This window comes from Exiguobacterium sp. BMC-KP, from assembly GCF_001275385.1.
Lineage (GTDB): Bacteria > Bacillota > Bacilli > Exiguobacteriales > Exiguobacteriaceae > Exiguobacterium_A.
Genome location: NZ_LGIW01000015.1, coordinates 1,337,850 through 1,361,907, shown reverse-complemented (window position 1 = coordinate 1,361,907; position 24,058 = coordinate 1,337,850). Strand labels below are relative to the sequence as shown.

Genomic DNA, 24,058 nt, shown 5'->3' with positions numbered 1-24,058 from the left:
TGGGGACAAAGAAAGTGGGGATGGTTGTGAAAAAATCAGTAAAAATGCTCTTCCGGCTTCTTCCAATCGGCTTGATGGCACTTATGTTATCAGGTTGTGGAATTCCGGAATTGTCTGCGCTACAGCCTCGCGGAGAAGGCGCTGAAATGCAACTTGAAATCATCAAGCTTAGCTTGTGGGTCATGTTGTTCGTCCTTGCGATCGTAGCCGTCATTTATATTTACGTACTTATGAAATTCCGTCGTAAATCAGGTGATAACACGGTTCCGAAGCAAGTCGAAGGGAACCATACGCTTGAAATCATCTGGACAGTCATTCCGATCCTTCTCTTGATCGTTCTTGCAATTCCGACGATCAAAACAACGGTTGAACTTGCAGATGCAAAAGAAGCAAAGAAAAACGAACAAATCAACGTTACAGCAAACCTTTACTGGTGGGAATTCGAATATCCAGACAAGGGTGTTTCGACAGGACAAGAACTTGTCATCCCAGTCGGTAAACGTGTTGCGGTTAACTTGACGTCTAAAGACGTCATCCACTCATTCTGGGTACCAGCTCTTTCTGGTAAGACAGATACAAACCCAGGTCTTGACAACGAAATGTGGTTACAAGCAAAAGAAGCAGGCACGTACTACGGTAAATGTGCCGAGTTGTGTGGTCCTTCTCACGCATTGATGGACTTTAAAGTCGTTGCGATGGAGCAGGATGACTACGACAAGTGGTTGAAAGACATGAAATCTGCAAAAGAAGCAGAAACAAAACAGCTCGATAAAAAGAATGAAAAGAACTGGACGACTGGTGAGCAAGTCTACGCCCAGAACTGTCTCAGCTGTCATGGCGGCGGGAAAGTCGCACCTAGCTTGACGAACTTCGGTGATCGTCAGCGTATTGCGGGTTACCTCAAGCATGATAAAGAAAACCTCGAAAAATGGATTCGCGATCCTCAAAAAGAGAAACAAGGTACAAAAATGCCTGGATTCTCTGAAGATAAGATTAGCGATGAAGAATTGAGCGAATTGGCAGATTATCTATTGGACAAAAAGCTCCAATAATTTTTTAAGGGGGAATCATAGTGGGGACACATACTATGGGTATGCCGCAGAAGAAAAGCGGCATCATGGACTGGCTAACGACAGTCGACCATAAGAAAATCGGGATTCTCTACATCATCTCTGGATTGTTCTTCCTTCTAGTTGGTGGCGTAGAAGCCCTAATGATTCGTTTTCAATTGATTAAACCGATGAACGATTTCGTCAGCGGTGAACTCTTTAACCAATTGATTACGATGCACGGTACGACAATGATCTTCTTGGCAGCGATGCCAATGTTGATTGGGTATATGAACGCCGCAGTACCACTTCAAATCGGAGCACGCGACGTTGCGTTCCCGTTCTTGAATGCACTCGGTTTCTGGTTGTTCTTCTTCGGTGGAGTCTTACTGAACCTTTCTTGGTTCTTTGGCGCTGCACCAAACGCTGGGTGGACAGCATACGCGCCACTCTCGACAGTACCAGAGTCACTCGGTGTTGACTTCTACTCACTCGGGTTACAGATTTCTGGTTTTGGTACACTTATGGGGGGGATTAACTTCCTCGTTACGATTTTGAACATGCGTGCACCAGGTATGAAACTAATGCGGATGCCACTCTTCACATGGACAGCATTCGTTGCTTCTGCCTTGATCGTTTTCGCATTCCCACCACTTACGGTTGGATTATTCCTCTTGACGTTCGAGCGACTCTTCGGTGCTCACTTCTTTGACCCGGCAGCGGGCGGGAACATCGTCATTTGGGAACATCTCTTCTGGATCTTTGGTCACCCGGAAGTTTATATCTTGATCTTGCCAGCATTCGGTATTTTCTCTGAAATCATTCCTACGTTTGCTCGTAAACGTCTTTTCGGTTACACGACGATGGTCTTTGCGACAATGTTGATTGGTTTCCTCGGATTCATGGTTTGGGTCCACCACATGTTCACAGTTGGACTTGGTCCAGTTGCAAACGCAATCTTCGCAGTAGCGACGATGGCAATCGCTGTACCGACAGGGGTCAAAATCTTCAACTGGCTCTTTACACTATGGGGCGGTAAGTTGACGTTCCCAGTTGCAATGCTTTACTCGGTCGCATTCATTCCATCATTCCTTGTTGGTGGTATGACAGGGGTCATGCTTTCAGTAGCACCTGCCGATTATCAGTACCATGACAGTTACTTCGTAGTAGCTCACTTCCACTACGTTATCGTTGGTGGGGTTGTCTTCGGTCTCTTCGCAGGTCTGTACTACTGGTTCCCACTCATGTTTGGGAAACAGCTTAACGAGTTCTGGGGTAAAATTCAATTCTGGTTGTTCTTCATTGGCTTCCATTTGACGTTCTTCCCACAACACATTCTCGGTCTTACAGGTATGCCACGTCGTGTCTTCACGTACTTGCCAAACCAAGGTTGGGAAACAATGAACTTACTTTCTTCTATCGGTGCAGCCTTCATGGGTGTATCGACGATCATTCTCGTCATCTCGATCGTTGCTGCATTGATGTCAAAAGAATATGTAAAACGCGACGTTTGGGGTGATGGACGTACGCTTGAGTGGACACTTCCGGTTCCAACTCCTGAGTACAACTTCGCACAAATTCCACTCGTCAAAGGTTTAGATACGTATTGGCTCGAAAAAATGGCGGGGAACAAAACAGTTTCTGTTTCTGAAGAAGTCGGCGATATCCATATGCCGAACAACTCGATCTTGCCATTCGTCATGTCAGTCGGTCTGTTCCTTGCAGGTCTTGGATTCATTCTTCGCCTAGATTACGGAACTGTCGGTCTTGTCATTGCCTTGATCGGTCTTGCGATGACATTCATCGCGATGTTCTTCCGTTCTTGGATCGACGATGAAGGATATTACATCCCGAAATCAGTCGTCGAAGAAGATCTACGCCTTGAAGCAGAAAAGGAGGCGAAGTAAGATGGGTCATCATTCATTACCGAACAACCCGATCACGGGTATTCCGGATCATGTTGAAAAAGCAACACTTGAGGGTAAGAATAAATATGTAGCCTTCTGGTTCTTCCTTGGAGGAGAGACGACATTGTTCGCCTCTCTCTTCGGGACATACATCGGACTTCATAACTCTGGTGCAAAAGAAGGATTACGCAGTTATGACATCTTTGAGATGGGTCTCGTCTTCATCATGACGATGCTTCTTCTTACAAGTTCACTCACAAGTGTTCTTGCGATGATGGCAATGAAACGTAATGATGTTAAGAAAATGAAAATGTGGTTGATCATCACGCTCGTTCTTGGATTAGCATTCTTGGCGGGTGAGATTTACGAGTTCAATCACTACTACCACATCGGTCACACATTCACTTCGAGTGCTTTTGGTTCTGCCTTCTATACACTCGTTGGATTCCACGGTGGACACGTCTTGTTCGGTCTTCTCTGGATTTCGACATTGCTCATCCGGAACTGGAACCGTGGCATTACAGTCGTGAATGCGCCGAAGTACTATGTTTCAAGTCTTTACTGGCACTTCATTGACGTCGTCTGGGTCTTTATCTTCTCAGTCGTCTACCTCATGGGGATGGTGAAATAAGATGGAAAAACACGAACCGCAACTTACGCGCAATCAAATCGAGCTTGAGATGAAAGCAGAGCGTGGTCGTGAGACACAACTGCAACTCATCAGTTTCGCACTCATGATTTTCTTGACACTCATCGCCTTTGGTGCTGTTATGGCTGATCTCATGCCACACTGGGCAGCTGGTGGGTTCTTGATCATCATGGCAATCGTTCAAGTTTATCTTCAGCTTTACATGTTCATGCATATGAACAACAAAGGCAACACATGGATCAAAGTCATGATGGGTCTTGGCATCTTCGTCGCTTTGACGATCGTTGCAACACTTCGTCTTTTGATCTGGTAAGAATTGTGACCATTCTGCTAACGTTTAGCAGGATGGTCTTTTATTTTGGAATCGTTTTATGAGAAACCTTTACAATGAAATAGGGGAACGGTAATCTTAGTTTGTAAGAGAAAGGAACGGGGTGAAGAAATATGTTAGGCAATTTAAGGGGAGCACTTTCGCAATTCGAATGGACTGTCTTATGGAGTCCGTATTATGCGTTGATACTCGTTGGATTGTATGTCCTATATGCTGTCGTGACAGAAAAGTTGCGTCGTCCGGATGAGCCGGAAACAACGCTTGGGCAAAAGTTTTCGATGCTCGCGGCATTGATCGTTTTTTACATCGGTTTTGGAAGTCCGTTAGACCTGCTAGCGCATATCACCTTCTCTGCACATATGTTGCAGATGGTATTCGTCTATATGGTCGCACCGCCGCTCTTGTTGATTGCGATACCAGAGTGGCTTTATAAGCGCTTGTTCGATACACCGTACCTTGGGAAGATCCTAAAATTCTTCATCAAGCCGTTGATTGCACTTGTCGTCTTTAATGCCTTATTTACGTTCTATCACATGCCATTTATTTTTGACTATGTCTTGACGAACTATACCGTTCACCGTCTGTTCCACGGCACACTGATTTTCTTGAGCATGACGATGTGGTATCCAATCATTGCACCTGTCAATGAGGCGGATAGCCTTTCTGATTTGAAGAAGATGGTATATATCGTTGCGAACGGTGTCCTGCTGACACCTGCCTGTGCTTTTATGATCTTCAGTCAAAGTTTCCAGTATCAAGCTTATCAAGATCCGGCAACATTTGCGAAAGTACTCGCTTACTGTATGCCAAACAATGATTTAAGTGGCTTGAATCTGGAACGACTGCTTGGAACGACTGATGATTTACTAGAGGATCAACGTTTCGGTGGTGTCCTCATGAAGCTCGGTCAAGAACTCGTATACGGTCTATTCTTCGGATTGACCTTCTTTACATGGGTACGTCGTTCGAAAAGTACTGCCGTGGATGAAGGCATGTCCTTCACGCCAAAAGCGGATTAAATTGGAGGAAGTTGGAACATGAGTTATTTGCCGTTGATTTGTGTATCGCTGATTGTCATCAGCGCGATTTTCGTAGCGATTGGCTGGTTCTTGATTGCCCAGACGCGTCGTAACATGAAAGCTCACCAAACCGTGATGACGATTGCTGCTGCACTTGCCTTATTGTTTTTCATCATGTATGCCTTGCGGACGATTTTGCTTGGTAATACAGCCTTTGGTGGTCCTGAATCCGTCAAGCCTTACTATACGGGATTCTTGATCTTCCACATCCTACTTGCGACGTCAGGTGGGGTGCTCGGACTGATGGCACTTTATCACGCGTATAAGAAGAACTTTGCGCGTCACCGCAAAATCGGACCAGTTGCCTCGATCATTTGGTTTTTGACAGCCATCACTGGGGTCATCGTGTACTGCTTATTATATGTCGTCTACGATCCGGGTGAGACGACGAACGTATTCCGGGCGATCTGGAGTCATTAAGGGGGAGCCAACTTGAAAAAGAATAGTTACTTGACGGTCGCTGCCGTCGTCCTTGTCTTAGTTGCGGCAGCCGGGGGGTATTATTATTTCTTCATGAAAGAAAAGTTACCTGTCATTGCTGAACCTACACAATTTGAATTAACGAATGCCGTAGACGGAAAATCATTCAATTCGGAAGATGGAAAGGTCAAAGTATTGACGTTCTTCTACTCGAACTGTCCTGATATTTGTCCGTTGACGCTAAATGATTACCGAAAGCTTGAGAAAAAGCTACGGAGTGAAGAGTTATACGGAAGCGACGTAGAACTTGTGGCTGTGACGGTTGACCCAAAAGTCGACACACCAAAAGTCTTGAAATCGTATGCTTCGAACTTTGAAGCAGATGCTAAAGGGTGGAAGGTATTGACGGGAGACCCGGTCGTCATCGACCGGTTGACACGTCAGTTGAACTTCTATTATTCGAAGGCGGAGAGTGGCTTAGTTACTCACGGAACACAAATGTTCATTTTAGACCGTGAGAATAAAGTACGGGCGATCTCTTCAATGGCGAAGACGCCAGATGAACCGGTCGACTTAGAAGAGGTCATGTCTTCGGTCACACAATTAGCGAAGGAGTGAAGGAAGATGACTTATGAAGAGTACTTGCAAGGAGATATTACCGTCTCTGTTCAAGCCATCGAGGAATTACTTGCTTGTGCGATCGAAGATTATGGCGTAAACCATTCCCGAATCAAGCGGATGGACCGAGAAGAGATTGCTTTCAGTGTAAAGGTAGATGCACCGGCAACGTCACTTCACGCACTCTATCTTCATGTGCGCGAGCAGCTTGGGATTCAGCTCGGAGACGATGTCGTATCCTATGTACAATTCGTTGCGCGTTAAGATGTAAAGAACTACGTTACGTGACAACAATCCGATAGATGAATCAGCCAATGACTTCGCAAGTGATGCGAGTTCATTGGCTTTTTTGTACAAAATGAAGAATAAAAAAATAGAGGTTCCTAATTGGAACCTCTACGTGTAGAACTTATTTTTCGAGTGTTTCGAGCAATGCTGCTAAACGACGTTCGCAATCCTTGACGATTTCCGGAGGGAACGTCTCATCATACTCGACACCGTGCGGATAGTAGTGTTTACCGAGAAGTGGTGTCATCATTCGAACGACAGCGTGACGATCTTCAATCTCACCTTGAATCGCATAGACTGGAACACGCAGGTAGAATACTTCACCCGTTGATTGTTTTTCGTACTTCATGTCATACATCGCACGTTCGTAATCCCATTGTCCTTCACGAACGAAACGGTGATGATCCATGATTGTTTCGAGAAGACCGAACTTCAGTTCCTTGCCTTCGATACCATATTGTTCAAACTTCATGTTTGAATCCCCCTATACCCCAGTTTGCTAGTAGATACTAGTCTTTCCAAACTATCATACCATAATGAATGAAATGGTGACGCAAAAGATGTGAAGTCATTTTGAAGAATTCATGAACTTCCATATTTTCGTTCGATATATTCAAGAATCGTATCTGGTGCATGGATGCCAAGATGATTGAGTCCTTCACCACCGAAGAAGACGTTGAACTCAAGAACGTACCAGTGTCCGTCACGAATGATGAGATCGAAACCAGCATGATCGATATCGAGCCGTTTCGCCAGCTCGAGCACGAAATCAATCGCATCTTGTGGCACATCATCAAAGTCAAGGACGCCACCTTGAGCGACGTTATTCAAGAACTGAGCACCACCGACGCGCCAGTACGCAGCGAGAACTTGATCGCCAACGACGACGATACGCAAATCTTTCTCATTCGGGATATACTCCTGAATATAAAATGTCTCATGCGTATCCGTGTATTTTTTCCAGTCCGCTTCATTTTTGATGAGGTGAACACCTTGTCCCATTGAACTACGAACCGTCTTAGCGACGAACGGAAAAGAAAATTCACGTAAGACACGATCGACGGTGAATTCATTTTTTCCGTAGATGCCTGTTCGCGGGATGTGATCTGGAATGACGGTTTGAAAAATCCGTGTCATTTCAATTTTATCATGTCCTAAATGGAATGTAGCAGCCGATGGAAAAATCGGCTTTTTCATGCCATAGATGATCGAGTGGATTTGCCAATATTCCGGGAACAAGACAACATCCGCTTGTTCGATTTTTTTTAAGGAATCAAAGTGATAATCTGATTTGGCATGTTCCGTCTTGATTCCAATCGTCCGGAACATATTAAAAGAGAGCAGTTGCATAGAGTTCATTCCTTCCTTCTGAACAAATTATACACAATTCAACAGGCTAGGAGGGAGAGAAATGTTATGATAAGATGGTAAAGTTAAGGAGGAGATTCGTTGTGATATATACCGATAAGACGATTGACCTCATCAACGCAGCGGAAGACCTCATTCGATCTCTCGCTCAAAGTGAAACGGGGCAAGCATATAGATGTGCAAAACAAGCACAGCAAGAGTCAGTAGAGGCACAGTCCGTCATCCGTGACTTTCATCAAGTCAAGGAGGACTATGAACTCGTGCAACGATTTGGACGTTATCATCCTGACTACCAGACGATCACGAAAAAGGTCCACGAAGTCAAACGGCGACTGGATTTACAAGAAGAAGTTGCACAGTTCAAAAAAGCGGAAAAACAACTCGAGACGTTACTTGGACAAATCAGTCTGAAACTTGCTGGAGAAGTATCACCGCAAATCAAAGTACCAACGGGAAATCCGTTCTTTGACCAAGGATGCGCCGGAGGTTGTTCGACCGGTGGCAGCTGTAGCTGTAGCGGATAACGAAGTGAAGGGGGTAGGCTGGCGTGATCAAGGAACGAGTGGGACTCATCGTCTATGTCAATGCGATGAAAGCATCCCGTCAATTACGCCGTTACGGGAACGTCTACTTTACGTCTAAGCGTGAACGATACGTTCATCTGTATGTCGATTTAGATCAGCATGAACAGGTGATGGAAGTCATTTCGACTCTCCCGTTCGTCGAATCGATCAAACGTTCAGAACGACCGTTCATCACGGAGACGTTCGCGAACAAAAAAGGCAAAATGCCTGAAGAAGCATAATCCATGGAGCGATGAGGACATCCTCGTCGCTTCTTTGTTGAAAGGAATGAAGGAAATGCGAGTCATTTCAGGGGAACGTAAAGGAACACGACTAAAAGCAGTACCGGGGGATCAGACACGACCAACGACGGATAAGGTCAAGGAATCATTATTCAATGTCATCGGTCCGTATTTCAACGGAGGACGAGCGCTTGATCTATTTGCGGGGAGTGGTGGTCTTGGTATCGAGTCTCTTTCAAGAGGATGCGAGGAAGCAGTTTTCGTCGACCAACATCATAAGGCCGTCCAAACGATCCAAGATAACTTACGAACGACGCATTATACGGATCAAGCACGTGTTTTGAAAAAGGATGTAGCCGTCGCTTTAGCTGAACTAGCATCTGAGGAACCATTTAAATTGATTTATTTAGATCCTCCTTATGCTAAAGAACGATTGACAGAACATGTCACGTACATAGAACAGCACGATATGCTGACGGACAATGGTGTCATCGTGTGTGAACATGACTCTGCTGTTGAATTACCGGACCAGATCGGACGGCTTGAAGTCGTGCGTCGACTTCGTTATTCCGCTGTCATCTCGATCACGTTGTACGAATTCATGGAAGCGGAGGAAGACCAGGTATGAAACGAATCGCCATTTGCCCAGGTAGCTTTGATCCAATCACGAACGGACATTTAGACATCATCGAGCGTGCTGTTCCGATTTTTGATGAGATCATCGTTGCCGTATTGAACAATTCTTCGAAGCAACCATTGTTTTCGGTCCAAGAACGGATGGAATTGATCGCCGATGTGACGTCTCATTTACCGCAAATCAAGGTTGACTCCTTTAATGGTCTACTTGTCGATTATGCGGCGGAAGTCGGCGCGACTGCTATCGTCCGCGGACTGCGAGCTGTCTCGGACTTTGAATATGAAATGCAAGTCGCATCCATCAACAAGAAGATGAACGATCAAATCGAAACACTGTTCATGATGACGAATAATCAGTACTCTTTTTTAAGTTCTTCAATCGTCAAGGAAGCTGCTAAATATGGTGCCTCGGTTGCTGACCTCGTACCGCCTTCTGTCGAAGAAGCGTTACGTCAGAAATATACGAAGGGAGAATTGTGATGAAAGCATGGAAACCCGCCCTAGCAGCGATCATCGCTGCCTTGATCGTATTTTTCGTACCACTTCCTTATTTCATTTCGTATCCAGGTGATGCAACGTCGACTGAAGACTTAATCGATGTGTCTGGAGGCGATAAGGAACCAGGAGACTTAATGATGCTGACGATCGCACAGCGTCGAGCAACGCCTTATTTCCTTGTAGAAAGCCTGTTCCTGCCGTTTTCAGAAACATCGAGTGTAAGTGATTATCTGTATGACGGCGAGTCAGACGCACAGTATGAAACGCGTCAGAAGCTATACATGGAAGAAGCACAACATAACGCGACGATTGAAGCGTATGAATTGGCGGATCAAAAGGTCGATGTCGATTTCAATGGGGTCTACGTATCCGGTGTCATTCCAGGTGGTCCAGCTGAAGGGAAGTTAAAGGCAGGCGACCGCATTACCGACGTTGACGGGAAACCGATAGCCTCGTTTGACGGATTCATGAAGACGATTCAAGCAAAAAAAGCGAAAACGCCAGTTGCGATTCAGTTCACGCGTAAATCGGAAGTGAAGAAGACGACAATTCGCGTAGACCAGTTATCAAAAGAGGTCAAACGAGTCGGGCTCGGTATTTACGAACCGCTCCCAATTTCAAACGTGACGACGGATCCTGAGATTGAGTTTCGCGTCGAAGACGTCGGTGGACCTTCTGCTGGGATGATGTTCACGCTTGAAATCTATGATCAATTGACACCAGGGGACTTGGCGAAAGGACATAAAATCGCCGGCACTGGAACGATTGAAGAAGGTGGAAAGGTTGGACCAATTGGTGGAGCATGGCAAAAGGTTGTCGCTGCTGACGAGGCAGAAGCAGAAATCATGTTCGTACCGGCAGGGGAAAACTATAAAGAAGCAAAACCGTCCATAAAAAAACTCGGAACGAACATGAAGCTCGTTCCGATTAAGACAGTTGAAGACGCGATTGATTATTTAGAAGATCTTCCAGCGAAATAAGGAAAACGACGGTGTTCGAGCAACGCGTCGTAACGAGCCAAGGGCAGTGCGTATGCAGCTGTCACTTGGCTTTCTTTCGTTAGCCAAGGATGACTCGTGAACGTACTGAATATAGGAGTCCGCGTTTTAATGGTTTTGAGTGCCTGTCGTCCGTGTTCTGAAAAGGCGAGAGGGCGAACAAAATCGACATGGTCGTAATCGATCCGTGCGACCTCCTCTGCTGTCGTTGTCGTTAAAAGATAGATCAGGGCACGTTGCAGGCTTGTTCGCGTATAACGGCGTGTTTTAACGTAATTCAGGAAAGTATCGAACGTTACTGCATGTTTCGCTCCTTCCACGAGTCGTGGAGCTAACGAAGTATCGATCCCAGCAATCCGTACCAACTCTGAAAGTGGCGTCGTTAATAGACGTTGTCGAATCCACGGGTAATAGTGTGAAAAATTGGCGAAAGAGGCGTTCGTCAAGACATCCTCCGTCTGTGCGGGAAGCGCGAGCAACTGACCATGTGTTTGATGATGGGCACGTATTGCGGTGGCGCTCATGATATCTCCAGTTGATAGGTCATGGTAGCCGCTTCCGATTCGCTGCGTCGTGTGAAGCGCGAGCGTTTTTGCGGCGCGAGCGTAATAATAACCAAGCGTATTATTCGGTTGCGTCAAATCAAGCGTTTGAGAGACTCTCTTGAATGCTTGGCTAGCGGCGAGGGCAGAAGAGAGACCAGATGCTAATCCGTCGCGTAATGCTTGCTTGTATGCAGGTGTCTCTTCGATCTGTTCCGATGCGGCGTGTAGAAACGGTTCGATCTCGCCACACTCACTTCCAAACGAAAGTGACTGGCAACCGATCGTCTCGGCAATCGTCACACCGCCACGCGCAAAGCGATCTGCACGCTGGACGGCGAAATAAAAGGGAAGTTCAAGGACAAGGTCAACGGCACCGCTAGCAACTGCTGCTTGAGCGCGTGTCCATTTATCCGTAAATGCGGGTTCACCCCGCTGCATGAACGTCCCGCTCATGATGGCGACGATGACATCAGCACCTGTTTCCCGTCGTGCTGTCGTCGCTTGATAGTAGTGTCCATTGTGAAACGGATTGTACTCTGAAATGATAGCTGTCATCCTCATGAAAACTTTCTCCTTTGCAAACCGAATTAAGTGCGGTAATATGGATGAAGACGTCCAAAAGTGTTCGTTCTCTAGCGATTTCAGTGTAAAGAAAAAACATTGACAAAACAAGATGTCCTCTCTATAATTCATATTGTTGCAATTGAGGTGATTCGGATGAAATGGTCCCTGATGCAATTGAATAAATTGCGTAATCTGGGTCAACTTCAGGTTAACGAGACGATCGAGCTCAATGAGCTAGTCGCCCTCCATCCGGATATCCGGGCGGTGCAACCTGTGCACGTTCGTGCAAATGCATCGTTTACATCGAATCAATTAATATTCAATCTTCGGATTACCGGCGAAATGACGCTTCCGGATGCCCGGACGCTAAGTGACGTTGCTTATCCATTCGAGATTGAATCCATCGAGCCATTCCTGCTTGAAGTTGATGCTGTTTCGAATGAAGCAGATGACATCAACGTACCAATCGGGAATACGGTCGATCTTCGACCGCTCGTGCAAGAATTGATTTTACTTCATGTGCCAGTGCAAGTGCATGGGGATGATGAAGAGAATCAGTTGGTTGAGGGGGAAGGCTGGACGATTCTTTCTGAAGAAGATCCAGAGGAAACCGAACCAAAAATTGATCCGCGACTCGCGGGTCTCGCTCAGTTCTTTAAAAAAGATCAGGATTCCTGATTTCTGAAGTAAAGGCGAGTGTATTTTTTCAAGGAGGTGGACAACGATGGCAGTACCATTCCGCAGAACGTCGAAAACACGCAAACGTCTTCGCCGTACTCATTTCAAACTCCGTGTACCAGGTATGGTCGAGTGCCCAAACTGTGGTGAAATGAAACTTTCACACCGTGTTTGTAAAGCATGTGGCTCGTACAAAGGTAAAGAAATCGTCAGCAAGTAAGCTGATTGATCGGTATAAAAGCGACCTTCGAATCGAGAAATCGGTTTTAAGGTCGCTTTTTTCATGAAAGGGGAAAAGATTGAGATGAATATTGGAATCATTGGCGCGGGAGCCATCGGTTTATTGCTTGCCTCTTATTTATCGGAAGAACATTCAGTCACGCTCTATACACGACAAGAACAAGAAGAAGAACGACCGGTCATTCTAGACGGACAAGCGAGCCGCCTCGTACGGGTTCGGAAGATTGATCGACTCGAGTCAGAAGACTTGGTATTTGTTGCGACAAAGTCGTATGATATAAAAAGTGTGATTCCAATACTAGAACGACTAACGTGTCCTGTCATGTTCCTGCAAAACGGGATGGACCATCTACAGTGGAAAGAGCGATTGCCACATGTCTTATTCGGTGTCGTCGAGCATGGTGCCATGCGCACTGCACCGTTTGAGGTCAAGCATACTGGGAAAGGACGCATCCGTTACGGTAACGAAGCGATTTCGAACTTATCCTCAAAACAGCTATGTTTTGAATTCGAATCAGATATGGAAGCTGTCTTATTGACGAAACTGTTCATTAACGTCGTCATCAATCCAGTGACTGCCTTTTACGGCGTCGAGAATGGATGCTTACTTGATATGCCTTATCGACAAGAAGCCCGTCAATTGTTTGACGAGATGCGGACGATCTTCCCACACCACGACATTACTTATTCCGAAATCGAGCGAATCATGAAGAATACGAGCAAAAATCGTTCTTCCATGTTACGGGATCTTGAGCACGGGCGACAAACAGAAGTAGAACCGATACTCGGATATGCGTTACGTCAAGCGACGACTGTGACACCGCGCTTATCTTTTTATTATGAACAGATCAAACAGAGGGAGGGTCCGCAGTGACGGTCTTCATCATTTTTCCTTTATTCAGCCTGATTGCGTTGTATCTCATCTTTCTACTTCTGTTTCGAAAGCATGGGAAGGCAGTTCGATTTGCACTCGATTTCGGAACGTTTATCGTTCTTTATGCGATTCATGTTGCATTAATCGCCTTGACCGGAACGAACTATCTGGGATGGATCATCATCGCTGTGCTGTTGGTTTTTGCGTTAAATGCGCTCTGGCAACGGATTCGACAACTCGATGTCGATTTGAGACAAATGATTCGACATAGTTGGCGGATCATTATCTTGCTGGCATTACCTGTTCATTTCGTATTGTTTGTGCTTGGTATACGTCAACTGTTCATCAGCTGACCAGTTAGGTAAGAAAGAAGGGATTTTGTTTGAAGGTACAACCATTTGAAGCCTTATATGATGATAACTCGTTGATGCATCGTGCTTCACGAGAAGAATTCTTAACATATGTCGACCACATTGGGGAGAACGGTTTACAGTCGAGAAGTCGCTTGTTAGAAGAGCGTCACTATCCTCACCTCGCGAAGCTAACGGACGAACTCGAACGTCAAAATCCGAACATGACGGAGCGGTTGCGGGAACGCGTCGCACAACTACGTACAGGTGAAGCCCAAGCTGTCGTTACAGGACAACAAACCGGCATCTTTGGCGGACCATTATATGCGATCTATAAATTGTTGACCTGTCTTAAGGTCGCGCAGCAGGCGGAATCGACGCTCGAACGTCCTGTCGTTCCGATTTTTTGGCTCGCGACCGAAGATCATGATTTTGATGAAATTAACCATGTCTATGTTCCGACAGCAGATTTTCAAACGCGAAAGATTGCGATCGCACCAGCAGAATCGATTGCCCGCTCAGTCAGTCGACTCTCTTTTGATCAGTCAGCACTTCTTGGAATGATCGAAGAGACGTTCCGAGCAATGCCAGAGACGGTGCATACGAAACAATTAGTCTTGCGTCTAAAGCAACTCGTTGAGGAATGTACGTCATACGGTATGTTCTTTTCACAATTAATCGGTGAACTGATCGATTTTGATGTCGTCTTCTTTGATGCTGATACACAAGTGGTCCGTGAATTTGAAATTCCGTTCTTTGAACGATTGATTCAAGACAATGCGGAGTTTAGACGTGCTCTTTCGGATGGAATTGCGCAAACGACAGAATTACCTGATACATTTTTGAACGAAGAAGCAGCACACCTCTTCATTGATGATCACGGTCGTCAGTTGCTTTATCCGACGGCAGACGGGTTTGAAACAAAACAAGGGAAGCAGTATACAGAGCTTGAGTTGATTGCGTTACTGTATGCCAGTCCAGAGCGGTTCTCAAACAGTGTCGTCACGCGTCCATTGATGCAGGATTACTTATTCCCGACGCTTGCTTATATCGGCGGTCCAGGGGAATTAGCCTACTGGACGCGATTACGACCGCTCTTCCATCATCTGAATTGGACGATGCCACTTTTGATTCCCCGCATGGGCGGATTACTTGTGCGCCGTAGCGATGAAAAACGTCTCGCCAAACTAGACGTATCGATTGAAAAAATCATTCAGTCAGGCGTTCCGATTCCGGTCTATTCAGAAGAGAAGATGACAGAACGTTTGCATACGGCGGCGATGCTAAAAGATAGTTTTGTCTCCGAGTTCCTTTCACTCGAACACCATCTCCTGCGGACTTCGAGCAAGAGTGAGAAGATCAAGAAACAACTCGAGCAATCGATTGCCGGTCTGTTAGCAGAGGATCGACGTCAGTTCGACCGACAGACGCGGCAATATAAAGAGACTGCCTATCATCTGCTTCCTGATGGAGCGCCACAAGAACGGGTTCATTCTGTCCTACCGTGGTTGAATCATCATGGTCTTAATTTTGTTCGGGACTTAAGGAAAGCCTATGAAGCGAACACGAGTGACCAACTGAAGATTTTCCTCTAAACCTGCTGAAACAAGCAGGTTTTTTCGTTTTTTTAGCGAAAATTACACAAAAGTTAAATAAATCTAGAAAACTGTCTCATTTTCGTAACGTTTTCACGAGAGAATATGATACATTGAAAAAGAGTAACGTCCTTCAAGGACAGTGAAAGGTGAGGCAGGACATGTTTGAGCATGAAACAGTTTTGAAATGGGAGTCAATCGAAGGACTCGCGATTAAACCCGACGGTATTTACGTCGATTGTACATTGGGCGGAGCAGGACACAGCGAAGAGATCGTCAAGCAATTGACGACCGGTCATCTGTATGCATTTGATCAAGATGATGTCGCACTCGCTCATGCAGCAGAACGTCTCGCGGCGTATGAAGGTCGCTTTACTTTAATAAAGAGTAATTTTGCTTATTTAAAAGATCAACTAGCAGCACATGGCGTCGAGAAAGTGGACGGCATCTTATTCGATCTCGGTGTCTCTTCACCACAATTAGACGAAGGGGAACGAGGATTTAGTTATAATCACGACGCACGTCTCGACATGCGCATGGATCAATCTTCTCCACTTTCTGCCTACGAAGTCGTCAATGAGTGGCCGTATAATGATCTCGTACGTATCTTCTTTACATACGGGGAAGAGAAATTCTCAAAACAAATTGCGCGTAAAATCGAAAAAGCACGGGAAGAGCGCCCGATTGAGACGACATTCGAACTCGTCGAATTGATTAAGGATGCGATTCCTGCACCAGCACGTCGCAAAGGCGGACATCCTGCGAAACGGACATTCCAAGCAATCCGGATTGCCGTCAATGACGAACTGAATGTGTTTGACCGTGCGGTACACCAAGCAATTGATGTATTACGAGTCGGTGGACGTCTATGTGTCATCACGTTCCATTCACTTGAAGATCGCATGTGTAAGCAAGCAATTAAAGAAAAATCATCACTACCCGAGCTACCGCCGGGCTTACCGATGATTCCCGTCGAAATGGAGCCGGAACTTCGACTCGTTACACGCAAGCCAATTACGGCTGGCGTCGAGGAACTCGATGACAACCGTCGTGCCCGATCGGCAAAATTACGAATTGCTGAAAAAATGAAAGAATCTTGAGAGGAGCATTCCAATGGCAGAACCACTTCGTAAATCGGTCCAAACGGTTCAACCCGTTCGTCAACAACCTGTTCAGGAACCACGGAAGACGGAAGATATTGCGCGTCGCGTCGCCGTCCGTCCGAAGTATCGCTTGTATCCTTTTGAAAAATTCTTATACAGTGCGATGATTGGTGGTCTTGTGTTATTTGGGAGTTTGACGATCAGTACACACAATGAGGCATATAATGTTAGCCGTGACTTAGCAAAAGAAAATCAAGTCACACAGACCCTCAACAAGGAAAACGAACGTTTACAACTAGAGGTCACGAACTTAAGCTCTCCAGAACGGATTTATAAGATTGCGAAAGAACAGGGTCTTGATATGCGTAAAGGGAACATCAAGGTGATTCCTAAATGAATCCACTGAAAAAATCCCGTTGGAGAGTAGCCTTTATCATGATGATATTTGCTACTCTCTTTTTTGTGTTCATTGGCCGATTTTTGTACTTAGCAACGACCAAACAGTTTCATGGTGAAGATATGATTGCGTATGCGGAGAAGAAACGATGGGAATCACAAGAAACACTTGGTGCTGAACGAGGCGAGATATTCGACCGTCTCGGATCTCCGATTGCCATCAACGTTCCATCCTATCATCTAATTGGGATTTATCGACTTGGTGGCGTCAAAGATCCAGATGAGACGATCGTCGACTTCAAGAAGACGGCTGAAGGTCTTGCGCCGATTCTTGGAATGACAACGAAGGAACTAGAGACCTATTTGATTGAAAACAAAGAGCGATCTCAAATTGAATTCGGGAAAAAAGGGAATGATCTGACGCTTGATCAAAAAGAAAAAATCGATAAGCTCAAGCTCCCTGGAATTCGAATGATCGAAGAGCCAAAACGTTACTATCCGAATGGCATTTTCTTGTCGGATACGCTTGGGTTCGTTCAAAAGATTACGGAGGAAAATGGTCGTGTCGCATTACAAGGACAAATGGGAATCGAGAAACAATATGATGACGCTTTAAGCGAATCTTACGGAGCGCGTGTCTTTGAGAAAGACCGTAGTGGAAATCCCTTGATTCAAGGGTCGTCTCGTGTTTCGAACGAGCCCAAGGATGGATCGAATCTCTATTTGACGATTGATCATCGTATTCAACAGTCGCTTGAAAAAGAGATGCAAAAAATGTACAACACGTATAAGCCCAAAAATGCGACAGGCATCGTCATGGATGCGAAGACCGGTGAAATCCTCGCCATGGCGGATCGACCATCATTCAACCCAAATCTACGTGACATGAAGGACTTTACGAACTTCGCCGTGTCATCACGATTCGAACCTGGTTCGACGATGAAAATCTTTACGCTTGCAGCAGCAATCGATGCCGGAGTCTTCCGCCCGAATGAGATGTATAAATCGGGTAGTTATAACTATAAAGGAACCGTTATCAAAGATTACAATGATGTCGGTTGGGGCACGATCCCGATGATCGAGGGCGTCTATCACTCCTCAAACGTCATGTTCTCAAAGTTGACTGCAGAAAAACTTGGAATCGAACGGTATAAAGATTACTTTAAGAAGTTTCATTTTGACCAACGAACGGGTATAGACATCTCGGGAGAAGTAAATAGTCAATCTGATTTGTCAAAACCATTGAATGCACTCATTACCTCATGGGGGCAATCAACAGCGGTTACGCCGATGCAACTGCTTCAAGGGGCAACAGCAATCGCTGGTGACGGTGAGATGGTCAAACCGCACATTATTCAAAAAGCGGATCATACGGATAAAGCACCATATCGAGCAAAAACAGAGGTCGTAGGTAAACCGATTTCTGCTGAAGCTGCAAAGGCGACCCGCGAAGCACTTGACGGTGTCGTCAACAGTAAAATCGGAACCGGTCAAATGTATAAGCTGAAAGATTACCGTGTCATCGGTAAGACGGGTACAGCTCAAATTTCTGAGAATGGGAAATACATTCAAGGACAATTTATTCACTCATTCATCGGTATGGCTCCGAAAGATGATCCGGAATTGATCATGTATATTGCAGTCGATCGTCCGTCGAAAAATGAATCGTCAGTTTCTGGACCACTTATCATGAGTCCTGTGTTCAAAGGTGTCATGAATACGGCACTACAGTATCGAAGCATTCAACCAGAAACGCAGAAAGATTCGGTTGACGTTAAGGCAAAGATAACACCTAGCTATATCCAGAAGAGTGTGCGGCAAGCAACGGATTTGGCAAAAGAGCAAGAAGCGGTTCCAATCATCCTCGGTGAGGGTGCAGAAGTCGTTTCACAAATACCTTCTCGCGGTCAAGAGTTCGTCAGTGGAGAGCGTGTCTTACTGAAGACATCAAATACGTTCAAGATGCCGGATATTACTGGTTGGTCGCAGCGAGACGTCAAAAAGCTCGTCAGCTTATATGACTTGAAGCTCGACGTCATCGGTAAAGGTTTTGTAACCAAACAATCGGCTCGAACTGGTACACTAGTGAAGGAAAATGGAAAGTTGACGGTCGAACTAGCTGAACCTAAAGATTAACGGTAGAGCAAGTTTCCTGATTTCTACAGGAAGACGAGGACGAACAGGAGTCATTCGTTGACTTTTGCATTCGTCCTCTTTTGCTGTCATCGAATGGAGGAATATATCATGTTAACAATTACGCAAATCGCTGAGTGGTTGCATCTCGATGTAAAAGACGACCGTGTCGTCCGTCATTTTGCGACGGATTCACGTGCGCTACTCGAAGATGGTCTCTACATTCCGATTCAAGGAGCGCGCGTCGATGGTCATCGATTCCTTGAGGGGGCTAAAGGACAAGGAGCCATCGTTACATTATGGAAGAAAGGGATTACTCGTCCTGCTATCGATATCGTTTTCTTAGAAGTGGATGAGCCGCTCGTAGCATTACAACAAATCGCTAAACAATACTTAATACAGATTGCACCAAAGATTGTCGCCATCACTGGATCGAACGGAAAGACGTCGACGAAGGATATGGTCGAAAGTGTACTCAAGACGACGTTCAAGACACATAAGACACAAGGAAACTTCAATTCGGATATTGGCATGCCCTTAACCATTTTGATGATGCCTGCTGATACGGAAGTCGCCGTGCTCGAGATGGGAATGAACGGTTTTGGAGATATCGAATTCTTATCGAATCTTGCTGAGCCAGATATCGCACTCGTCACGAACATCGGTGAATCGCATGCGGAGCAAGTCGGCGGACGTAGTGGAATCGCTAAAGCGAAACTTGAGATTCGTTCTGGACTCAAACCAGGGGGTCATTTATTCGTTGATGGTGATGAACCACTGCTTGCAGAAGTTGAAGCGGAAAAAATCGGTTATCAGATTGGAAATACGTACCGGATCGAGCCAACGGACGCGACGTTCTTCGGCACAGCTTTTGCTTACGATGGCACCGCGTTTCATCTACCCGTGCTCGGGAAACACCAAGTTCGAAATGCAGCGTACGCGATCGCAACAGCGCGTGCACTTGGAGTAACCGATACACGGATTCAAGAAGGGTTTGATGCTGTTGAATTGACACCGATGCGGATGGAGCGACTACTCTATGAAGAGACTGCGGTCATCAATGATGCGTATAATGCTAGTCCAACATCGATGAATGCAGCGATTGAAACGATTACTGCATTAGAAGGTTATACGACGCGCGTTCTCGTGCTTGGTGATATGTATGAATTAGGGGAACAGGAACGCTTGTTACATGCCTCGGTCGGAAAGCGGATTGCGTTACCTGTCTCGCATGCTATCCTAGTAGGGGAGAAGGGCGCGTGGATTGCTGAAGGAATCAGCGATCCATCCGTCCAAGTCCAATTTGCGGCAACAGTCGAGGATGCTGCTAAACAGTTGTATCCGCTACTTGGAGAACGAACGATTGTCTTATTGAAAGCGTCACGTGGGATGGCGCTCGAACGGATATTGACCTATCTGAACGAAAACTAATTTTTGAAAAAGGGTGTCTGCTATGATCACATTATTTATCAGTCTTATTCTTGCATTTCTTGTTGTACTGCTCGTCATGCCTAAAGCGATTCCGTTTCTACACCGACTGAAGTTCGGTCAGGAAATTCGGGAAGAGGGACCACAATGGCACCAAGTCAAATCAGGAACACCGACGATGGGTGGAATCGTCATTCTTGTGGCGATGATCATCAGTGTTCTCGGTGCACTCGTCATGGGCGATTTATCGACGACACAGTTATCGTTACTCTTTTTAACATTAGCCTACGGCGTCATCGGATTCATCGATGATTACATCAAAGTCGTCAAGAAGCGTAACCTCGGTCTGAATTCGAAACAAAAATTAATAGGACAAATCGTCGTCGGAGTGTTGTTCGTCTGGTTGAGCGGTGGTTTTACGAGTGATGCGACCTATCTGTCGATTCCGTTTACAGACTTCGAGCTTGATTTTGGAATCATCTACCCGTTTGTTGCCTTGTTCTGGTTAGTCGGCTTCTCGAATGCGGTCAATTTGACAGACGGTCTAGATGGTCTTGTCTCGTTTACAGCGATTCCAACATTCCTGTTTTTCGGATTATACAGTTGGTTCATCGCAGATGAAGTGGGAGCAGCTTGTTTTGCTTTCTCAGCAGTTGGTGCATTGATTGGATTCCTTATATTCAATGCTCATCCAGCAAAAATCTTTATGGGTGATACCGGTTCACTTGCACTTGGTGCTGCGCTAGCCGGGCTATCGATCGTGTTAAAACTGGAATTACTACTTGTCTTAATCGGTATCGTCTTCGTTGTTGAGACATTATCAGTCATTTTACAAGTCATCTCCTTTAAAACGACAGGGAAACGAATCTTTAAAATGAGTCCAATTCACCACCACTTCGAAATGGTCGGTTGGAGTGAATGGCGGATCGTCGGTACATTCGCAGGAATCAGCTGTTTGATGGCATTCATCGCCTACCTATTCATCCAATAAAAAAACGAAGAGAGAAAGTGAGCGATTCAACAATGGAACAACGACAATGGAATGATCAAAAAGTGCTCGTTCTCGGAACGGCGAAAAGTGGAATCGCAGCCGCTCGTTATTTAGTGAGTGTCGGTGCAGAGGTAACAGTGAATGACGGGAAAACTCCGTCCGAGAGTGATCAAGCAGCGCTTGCATCACTCGACGTCAAAACGGTCTACGGTGAGCACCCGTTAGCACTACTCGATGGCATCGATCTAATCGTCAAGAATCCAGGAATTCCGTATCAAATCGATTTATTACAAGAAGCGCTACGACGCAATATTCCGATTTGGACAGAAGTAGAAATGGCGTATCAAGCAACAGATGCGACGTGGATTGCCATTACAGGATCAAACGGGAAAACGACGACGACGACACTTGTTCACGAATTGTTAAAAACGGGGTCTCGGCGTGTTCATTTGGCAGGAAACATTGGATTCCCGGCAATTGAAATCGCAAGTCAGGCGAAACAAGATGACATCATCGTCATTGAATTATCAAGTTTTCAATTGATGGGGATTGAGCAATTCCGACCGTACACGGCAGCCTTTTTGAATTTATCACCGGCACATCTGGATTATCATGGTGATTTTGAATCATATGGTGAAGCAAAAGCTCGGATTTTCAAGAACATGAAAGAAGCAGATCGTCTTGTCTTGAACGCAGATGACGTATCCGTTCGTGTGCTCGGTACGTCTGCTAAAGTAACGCCGCTCTTGTTCTCGCGTCGTCAATCGGCGTATGCAGAAGTCATGAATGATACGTTGACGATCAATGGGACGAGTATCTTACCTGTCGATGAACTCGCTCTCGGCGGTGGACATAATGTCGAGAACGTTCTTGCAGCCTTAACACTAGTTGAACCATTTAACCTCGCAGTATCTGACATCCAGCATGTGCTACGGACATTCGGTGGTGTAGAGCACCGGACACAGTTCGTCGGTGAAATTGCTGGTCGAAAAGTATACAACGACTCGAAAGCGACGAATAATGTCGCGACAGAAGCAGCCTTATCTGGATTTACAGCACCAATCATTTGGTTATGTGGTGGACTCGAGCGTGGAGCGGATTTAACACCGTTACTTGGTGCAATGAAGCATGTTAAACATGTCATTGGACTTGGTGAGACGGGTCACCGTTTTGGGACGCTTGCATCAGAAAACGGTTATCCTTCGACAGTCGTTGAGACAATGGATGAAGCAGTGAAGGTGGCGTTTGAAACATCACAACCTGGTGATATCATTCTCTTGTCTCCGGCATCTGCAAGTTGGGATCAATATAAGACATATGAGGAGCGCGGCGAGCATTTCGTTCGTGCCGTACATCAGGTAGGAGGAACAACAGTATGAAAATCGTCGTCTCTGGAGGCGGTACAGGGGGGCATATCTATCCTGCGCTTGCCATGATTCGGGAACTTGAACAACGCACGTCATGTGAGGTCCTTTATATTGGAACGGAGAATGGTTTAGAAGCAGATATCGTTCGCCGAGCGGGAATTTCATTTGAATCAATCGAAATTTCGGGTATTCGTCGTTCGTTATCTTTTGAGAACGTCAAGACCGGAATCCGATTCATCAAGAGTGTTCGTCGTGTTCGCAAACTTCTGCGCCAGTTCCAACCGGATATCGTCGTCGGTACAGGTGGATTCGTCTGTGGACCGGTATTATATACGGCTGCAAAAATGGGATTCAAGACACTCGTCCATGAACAGAACAGTTTACCAGGTATCACGAATAAATTTTTAGCACGGTATGTCGATCGTGTTGCGCTCTCTTTTAAAGGTTCAGGACACCACTTCGGCAAAAATGAATCAAAGACTGTTTTGATTGGTAATCCGCGTGCTTCTGAAGTGGCAGAGCTTAAAATCAATCCACTCGAAGAGCGGCAACGTTTCGGTTTTGAGGAAGGTCGTCCACTCGTCGTTATCTACGGTGGTAGTCGTGGTGCGCCTGCCATCAATGAAGCAGTCGTTGACATGATGCCAAAAGTTGAACAAGCAGGATGGTCACTACTCTTCGTAACCGGTCAAATTCATTACGATACGATTGCTTCACGTGTTGGCTCCGTTCCAGAACGGATTCAACTTCGTCCATTCGTGTATGATTTACCAAACATCCTAAAAGCCAGTCAACTTGTCATTTCGCGTTCAGGGGCAAGTACGCTTGCCGAGCTGACGACACTCGGATTACCGAGTATCCTCATCCCAAGTCCTTACGTGACGGAAAATCATCAAGAAGTCAATGCCTCATCGCTCGTCGAGACAGGTGCAAGTCTATTGATTCGTGAACAAGAGCTGTCAGGTGATCGGTTATTTGAGGCGTGTGAAAAAGCATTAGCACAACAACAAGAGATGTCTCAAGCAGCATTAGCTCTTGGTATGCCGAATGCTTCACGTGACTTAGTCGATGAATTGTTACGGCTGACGGAACAAAAATACTAAACTATTGCAGGAAAAGACCGATAGGGAAATGAACTGTTACGTTAT

28 protein-coding genes are annotated in these 24,058 nt (G+C 45.7%); 25 read left to right on the top strand and 3 right to left on the bottom strand.

Features of this window, described 5'->3' with window-relative positions; translation table 11 throughout:
• Window positions 1-20: 20 nt before the first annotated feature.
• The 8 genes from coxB (at window position 21) to ADM98_RS12920 (ending at window position 6,317) form a co-directional block, all read left to right on the top strand.
• Window positions 21-1,052: a cytochrome c oxidase subunit II gene (gene coxB / locus ADM98_RS12955; protein ID WP_081780348.1), complete on the top strand. Its 1,032-nt coding sequence runs from the start codon at window positions 21-23 to the stop codon at window positions 1,050-1,052.
• 35 nt (window positions 1,053-1,087) lie between these two features.
• Window positions 1,088-2,956, top strand: a complete 1,869-nt coding sequence (gene ctaD / locus ADM98_RS12950) for a cytochrome c oxidase subunit I (protein ID WP_052018991.1) — start codon at window positions 1,088-1,090, stop codon at window positions 2,954-2,956.
• Between the two features lies 1 nt (window position 2,957).
• Window positions 2,958-3,587, top strand: coding sequence for a cytochrome (ubi)quinol oxidase subunit III (locus ADM98_RS12945; protein WP_053453866.1), 630 nt, complete (start codon window positions 2,958-2,960; stop codon window positions 3,585-3,587).
• Between the two features lies 1 nt (window position 3,588).
• A complete protein-coding gene (locus tag ADM98_RS12940; RefSeq protein ID WP_029342160.1) occupies window positions 3,589-3,918 on the top strand; it encodes a cytochrome C oxidase subunit IV family protein in 330 nt (109 codons plus the stop codon).
• Between the two features lie 131 nt (window positions 3,919-4,049).
• Window positions 4,050-4,955 (top strand): cytochrome c oxidase assembly factor CtaG, encoded by a 906-nt coding sequence (ctaG, locus tag ADM98_RS12935; RefSeq protein ID WP_053453865.1) that lies wholly within the window; start codon window positions 4,050-4,052, stop codon window positions 4,953-4,955.
• Between the two features lie 18 nt (window positions 4,956-4,973).
• Window positions 4,974-5,435, top strand: coding sequence for a DUF420 domain-containing protein (locus ADM98_RS12930; RefSeq protein WP_053453864.1), 462 nt, complete (start codon window positions 4,974-4,976; stop codon window positions 5,433-5,435).
• A 12-nt stretch (window positions 5,436-5,447) separates the two neighbouring features.
• Entirely contained in the window at window positions 5,448-6,053 is a 606-nt protein-coding gene (locus ADM98_RS12925; protein ID WP_053453863.1) for an SCO family protein, read from the top strand.
• A gap of 6 nt (window positions 6,054-6,059) precedes the next feature.
• Window positions 6,060-6,317, top strand: coding sequence for a hypothetical protein (locus ADM98_RS12920; protein WP_053453862.1), 258 nt, complete (start codon window positions 6,060-6,062; stop codon window positions 6,315-6,317).
• Between the two features lie 145 nt (window positions 6,318-6,462).
• Here ADM98_RS12920 and ADM98_RS12915 read toward each other — a convergent pair whose 3' ends face one another.
• Window positions 6,463-6,813 (bottom strand): YugN family protein, encoded by a 351-nt coding sequence (locus ADM98_RS12915; protein WP_035406760.1) that lies wholly within the window; start codon window positions 6,811-6,813, stop codon window positions 6,463-6,465.
• A 110-nt stretch (window positions 6,814-6,923) separates the two neighbouring features.
• Window positions 6,924-7,691: an ATP-grasp domain-containing protein gene (locus tag ADM98_RS12910; RefSeq protein ID WP_235504896.1), complete on the bottom strand. Its 768-nt coding sequence runs from the start codon at window positions 7,689-7,691 to the stop codon at window positions 6,924-6,926.
• Window positions 7,692-7,792: 101 nt separating this feature from the next.
• Here ADM98_RS12910 and ADM98_RS12905 point away from each other — a divergent pair, with 101 nt between their 5' ends.
• From ADM98_RS12905 to ADM98_RS12885, 5 genes are read left to right on the top strand one after another with little or no spacing between them, the layout of a single operon-like run.
• Window positions 7,793-8,233 carry a YlbF family regulator gene (locus ADM98_RS12905; RefSeq protein ID WP_035406766.1) on the top strand — a complete coding sequence of 147 codons (441 nt, stop codon included), beginning with the start codon at window positions 7,793-7,795 and terminating at the stop codon, window positions 8,231-8,233.
• Between the two features lie 23 nt (window positions 8,234-8,256).
• Complete coding sequence (locus ADM98_RS12900; protein WP_023468818.1) at window positions 8,257-8,514, top strand: YlbG family protein; 258 nt, start codon at window positions 8,257-8,259, stop codon at window positions 8,512-8,514.
• Window positions 8,515-8,560: 46 nt separating this feature from the next.
• Window positions 8,561-9,142 carry a 16S rRNA (guanine(966)-N(2))-methyltransferase RsmD gene (gene rsmD, locus ADM98_RS12895; RefSeq protein WP_082318562.1) on the top strand — a complete coding sequence of 194 codons (582 nt, stop codon included), beginning with the start codon at window positions 8,561-8,563 and terminating at the stop codon, window positions 9,140-9,142.
• Window positions 9,139-9,630, top strand: coding sequence for a pantetheine-phosphate adenylyltransferase (coaD, locus tag ADM98_RS12890; protein ID WP_029342153.1), 492 nt, complete (start codon window positions 9,139-9,141; stop codon window positions 9,628-9,630). The genes rsmD and coaD overlap by 4 nt, the downstream gene beginning before the upstream one ends.
• A complete protein-coding gene (locus ADM98_RS12885) occupies window positions 9,630-10,628 on the top strand; it encodes a SepM family pheromone-processing serine protease (RefSeq protein WP_053453859.1) in 999 nt (332 codons plus the stop codon). The genes coaD and ADM98_RS12885 overlap by 1 nt, the downstream gene beginning before the upstream one ends.
• On the opposite strand, the gene ADM98_RS12880 is transcribed toward ADM98_RS12885, so the two are convergent.
• A complete protein-coding gene (locus ADM98_RS12880; RefSeq protein WP_053453858.1) occupies window positions 10,601-11,752 on the bottom strand; it encodes a tRNA(Met) cytidine acetate ligase in 1,152 nt (383 codons plus the stop codon). The two genes, ADM98_RS12885 and ADM98_RS12880, sit on opposite strands and share 28 nt — an antisense overlap.
• A gap of 171 nt (window positions 11,753-11,923) precedes the next feature.
• Here ADM98_RS12880 and ADM98_RS12875 point away from each other — a divergent pair, with 171 nt between their 5' ends.
• From ADM98_RS12875 to murG, 12 genes are all read left to right on the top strand, one after another.
• Complete coding sequence (locus ADM98_RS12875) at window positions 11,924-12,433, top strand: YceD family protein (RefSeq protein WP_235504895.1); 510 nt, start codon at window positions 11,924-11,926, stop codon at window positions 12,431-12,433.
• Window positions 12,434-12,479: 46 nt separating this feature from the next.
• Window positions 12,480-12,653, top strand: coding sequence for a 50S ribosomal protein L32 (rpmF, locus tag ADM98_RS12870; RefSeq protein ID WP_012370841.1), 174 nt, complete (start codon window positions 12,480-12,482; stop codon window positions 12,651-12,653).
• An 84-nt stretch (window positions 12,654-12,737) separates the two neighbouring features.
• Entirely contained in the window at window positions 12,738-13,547 is an 810-nt protein-coding gene (locus ADM98_RS12865) for a ketopantoate reductase family protein (RefSeq protein ID WP_053454556.1), read from the top strand.
• Window positions 13,544-13,900 (top strand): DUF3397 domain-containing protein, encoded by a 357-nt coding sequence (locus ADM98_RS12860; protein WP_053453857.1) that lies wholly within the window; start codon window positions 13,544-13,546, stop codon window positions 13,898-13,900. Before ADM98_RS12865 ends, ADM98_RS12860 begins: the two co-directional genes overlap by 4 nt.
• A 29-nt stretch (window positions 13,901-13,929) precedes the next feature.
• On the top strand, window positions 13,930-15,492 hold the full coding sequence (gene bshC, locus ADM98_RS12855) for a bacillithiol biosynthesis cysteine-adding enzyme BshC (RefSeq protein WP_053453856.1): 1,563 nt from the start codon (window positions 13,930-13,932) through the stop codon (window positions 15,490-15,492).
• A 161-nt stretch (window positions 15,493-15,653) separates the two neighbouring features.
• Window positions 15,654-16,592 carry a 16S rRNA (cytosine(1402)-N(4))-methyltransferase RsmH gene (gene rsmH, locus ADM98_RS12850; protein WP_053453855.1) on the top strand — a complete coding sequence of 313 codons (939 nt, stop codon included), beginning with the start codon at window positions 15,654-15,656 and terminating at the stop codon, window positions 16,590-16,592.
• A gap of 13 nt (window positions 16,593-16,605) precedes the next feature.
• A complete protein-coding gene (gene ftsL, locus ADM98_RS12845) occupies window positions 16,606-16,992 on the top strand; it encodes a cell division protein FtsL (protein ID WP_053453854.1) in 387 nt (128 codons plus the stop codon).
• Between the two features lie 122 nt (window positions 16,993-17,114).
• Window positions 17,115-19,127 carry a penicillin-binding protein gene (locus tag ADM98_RS12840; RefSeq protein ID WP_235504894.1) on the top strand — a complete coding sequence of 671 codons (2,013 nt, stop codon included), beginning with the start codon at window positions 17,115-17,117 and terminating at the stop codon, window positions 19,125-19,127.
• A gap of 108 nt (window positions 19,128-19,235) precedes the next feature.
• Window positions 19,236-20,555 carry a UDP-N-acetylmuramoyl-tripeptide--D-alanyl-D-alanine ligase gene (locus ADM98_RS12835; protein WP_235504893.1) on the top strand — a complete coding sequence of 440 codons (1,320 nt, stop codon included), beginning with the start codon at window positions 19,236-19,238 and terminating at the stop codon, window positions 20,553-20,555.
• A 22-nt stretch (window positions 20,556-20,577) separates the two neighbouring features.
• Window positions 20,578-21,543 carry a phospho-N-acetylmuramoyl-pentapeptide-transferase gene (gene mraY / locus ADM98_RS12830; RefSeq protein ID WP_053453852.1) on the top strand — a complete coding sequence of 322 codons (966 nt, stop codon included), beginning with the start codon at window positions 20,578-20,580 and terminating at the stop codon, window positions 21,541-21,543.
• 32 nt (window positions 21,544-21,575) lie between these two features.
• Complete coding sequence (gene murD, locus ADM98_RS12825) at window positions 21,576-22,922, top strand: UDP-N-acetylmuramoyl-L-alanine--D-glutamate ligase (RefSeq protein WP_053453851.1); 1,347 nt, start codon at window positions 21,576-21,578, stop codon at window positions 22,920-22,922.
• A complete protein-coding gene (murG, locus tag ADM98_RS12820; protein WP_053453850.1) occupies window positions 22,919-24,013 on the top strand; it encodes an undecaprenyldiphospho-muramoylpentapeptide beta-N-acetylglucosaminyltransferase in 1,095 nt (364 codons plus the stop codon). Before murD ends, murG begins: the two co-directional genes overlap by 4 nt.
• Window positions 24,014-24,058: the final 45 nt, after the last annotated feature.

What these genes read in the sequence shown, in the direction of transcription:
- coxB (WP_081780348.1), top strand. Translation starts at nt 21, where the DNA reads ATGGTTGTGAAAAAATCAGTAAAAATGCTCTTCCGGCTTCTTCCAATC.
- ctaD (WP_052018991.1), top strand. Translation starts at nt 1,088, where the DNA reads ATGGGTATGCCGCAGAAGAAAAGCGGCATCATGGACTGGCTAACGACA.
- ADM98_RS12945 (WP_053453866.1), top strand. Translation starts at nt 2,958, where the DNA reads ATGGGTCATCATTCATTACCGAACAACCCGATCACGGGTATTCCGGAT.
- ADM98_RS12940 (WP_029342160.1), top strand. Translation starts at nt 3,589, where the DNA reads ATGGAAAAACACGAACCGCAACTTACGCGCAATCAAATCGAGCTTGAG.
- ctaG (WP_053453865.1), top strand. Translation starts at nt 4,050, where the DNA reads ATGTTAGGCAATTTAAGGGGAGCACTTTCGCAATTCGAATGGACTGTC.
- ADM98_RS12930 (WP_053453864.1), top strand. Translation starts at nt 4,974, where the DNA reads ATGAGTTATTTGCCGTTGATTTGTGTATCGCTGATTGTCATCAGCGCG.
- ADM98_RS12920 (WP_053453862.1), top strand. Translation starts at nt 6,060, where the DNA reads ATGACTTATGAAGAGTACTTGCAAGGAGATATTACCGTCTCTGTTCAA.
- ADM98_RS12915 (WP_035406760.1), bottom strand. Translation starts at nt 6,813, where the DNA reads ATGAAGTTTGAACAATATGGTATCGAAGGCAAGGAACTGAAGTTCGGT.
- ADM98_RS12910 (WP_235504896.1), bottom strand. Translation starts at nt 7,691, where the DNA reads ATGCAACTGCTCTCTTTTAATATGTTCCGGACGATTGGAATCAAGACG.
- rsmD (WP_082318562.1), top strand. Translation starts at nt 8,561, where the DNA reads ATGAAGGAAATGCGAGTCATTTCAGGGGAACGTAAAGGAACACGACTA.
- coaD (WP_029342153.1), top strand. Translation starts at nt 9,139, where the DNA reads ATGAAACGAATCGCCATTTGCCCAGGTAGCTTTGATCCAATCACGAAC.
- ADM98_RS12885 (WP_053453859.1), top strand. Translation starts at nt 9,630, where the DNA reads ATGAAAGCATGGAAACCCGCCCTAGCAGCGATCATCGCTGCCTTGATC.
- ADM98_RS12880 (WP_053453858.1), bottom strand. Translation starts at nt 11,752, where the DNA reads ATGAGGATGACAGCTATCATTTCAGAGTACAATCCGTTTCACAATGGA.
- ADM98_RS12875 (WP_235504895.1), top strand. Translation starts at nt 11,924, where the DNA reads ATGCAATTGAATAAATTGCGTAATCTGGGTCAACTTCAGGTTAACGAG.
- rpmF (WP_012370841.1), top strand. Translation starts at nt 12,480, where the DNA reads ATGGCAGTACCATTCCGCAGAACGTCGAAAACACGCAAACGTCTTCGC.
- ADM98_RS12865 (WP_053454556.1), top strand. Translation starts at nt 12,738, where the DNA reads ATGAATATTGGAATCATTGGCGCGGGAGCCATCGGTTTATTGCTTGCC.
- rsmH (WP_053453855.1), top strand. Translation starts at nt 15,654, where the DNA reads ATGTTTGAGCATGAAACAGTTTTGAAATGGGAGTCAATCGAAGGACTC.
- ftsL (WP_053453854.1), top strand. Translation starts at nt 16,606, where the DNA reads ATGGCAGAACCACTTCGTAAATCGGTCCAAACGGTTCAACCCGTTCGT.
- ADM98_RS12840 (WP_235504894.1), top strand. Translation starts at nt 17,115, where the DNA reads ATGATTGCGTATGCGGAGAAGAAACGATGGGAATCACAAGAAACACTT.
- ADM98_RS12835 (WP_235504893.1), top strand. Translation starts at nt 19,236, where the DNA reads ATGTTAACAATTACGCAAATCGCTGAGTGGTTGCATCTCGATGTAAAA.
- mraY (WP_053453852.1), top strand. Translation starts at nt 20,578, where the DNA reads ATGATCACATTATTTATCAGTCTTATTCTTGCATTTCTTGTTGTACTG.
- murD (WP_053453851.1), top strand. Translation starts at nt 21,576, where the DNA reads ATGGAACAACGACAATGGAATGATCAAAAAGTGCTCGTTCTCGGAACG.
- murG (WP_053453850.1), top strand. Translation starts at nt 22,919, where the DNA reads ATGAAAATCGTCGTCTCTGGAGGCGGTACAGGGGGGCATATCTATCCT.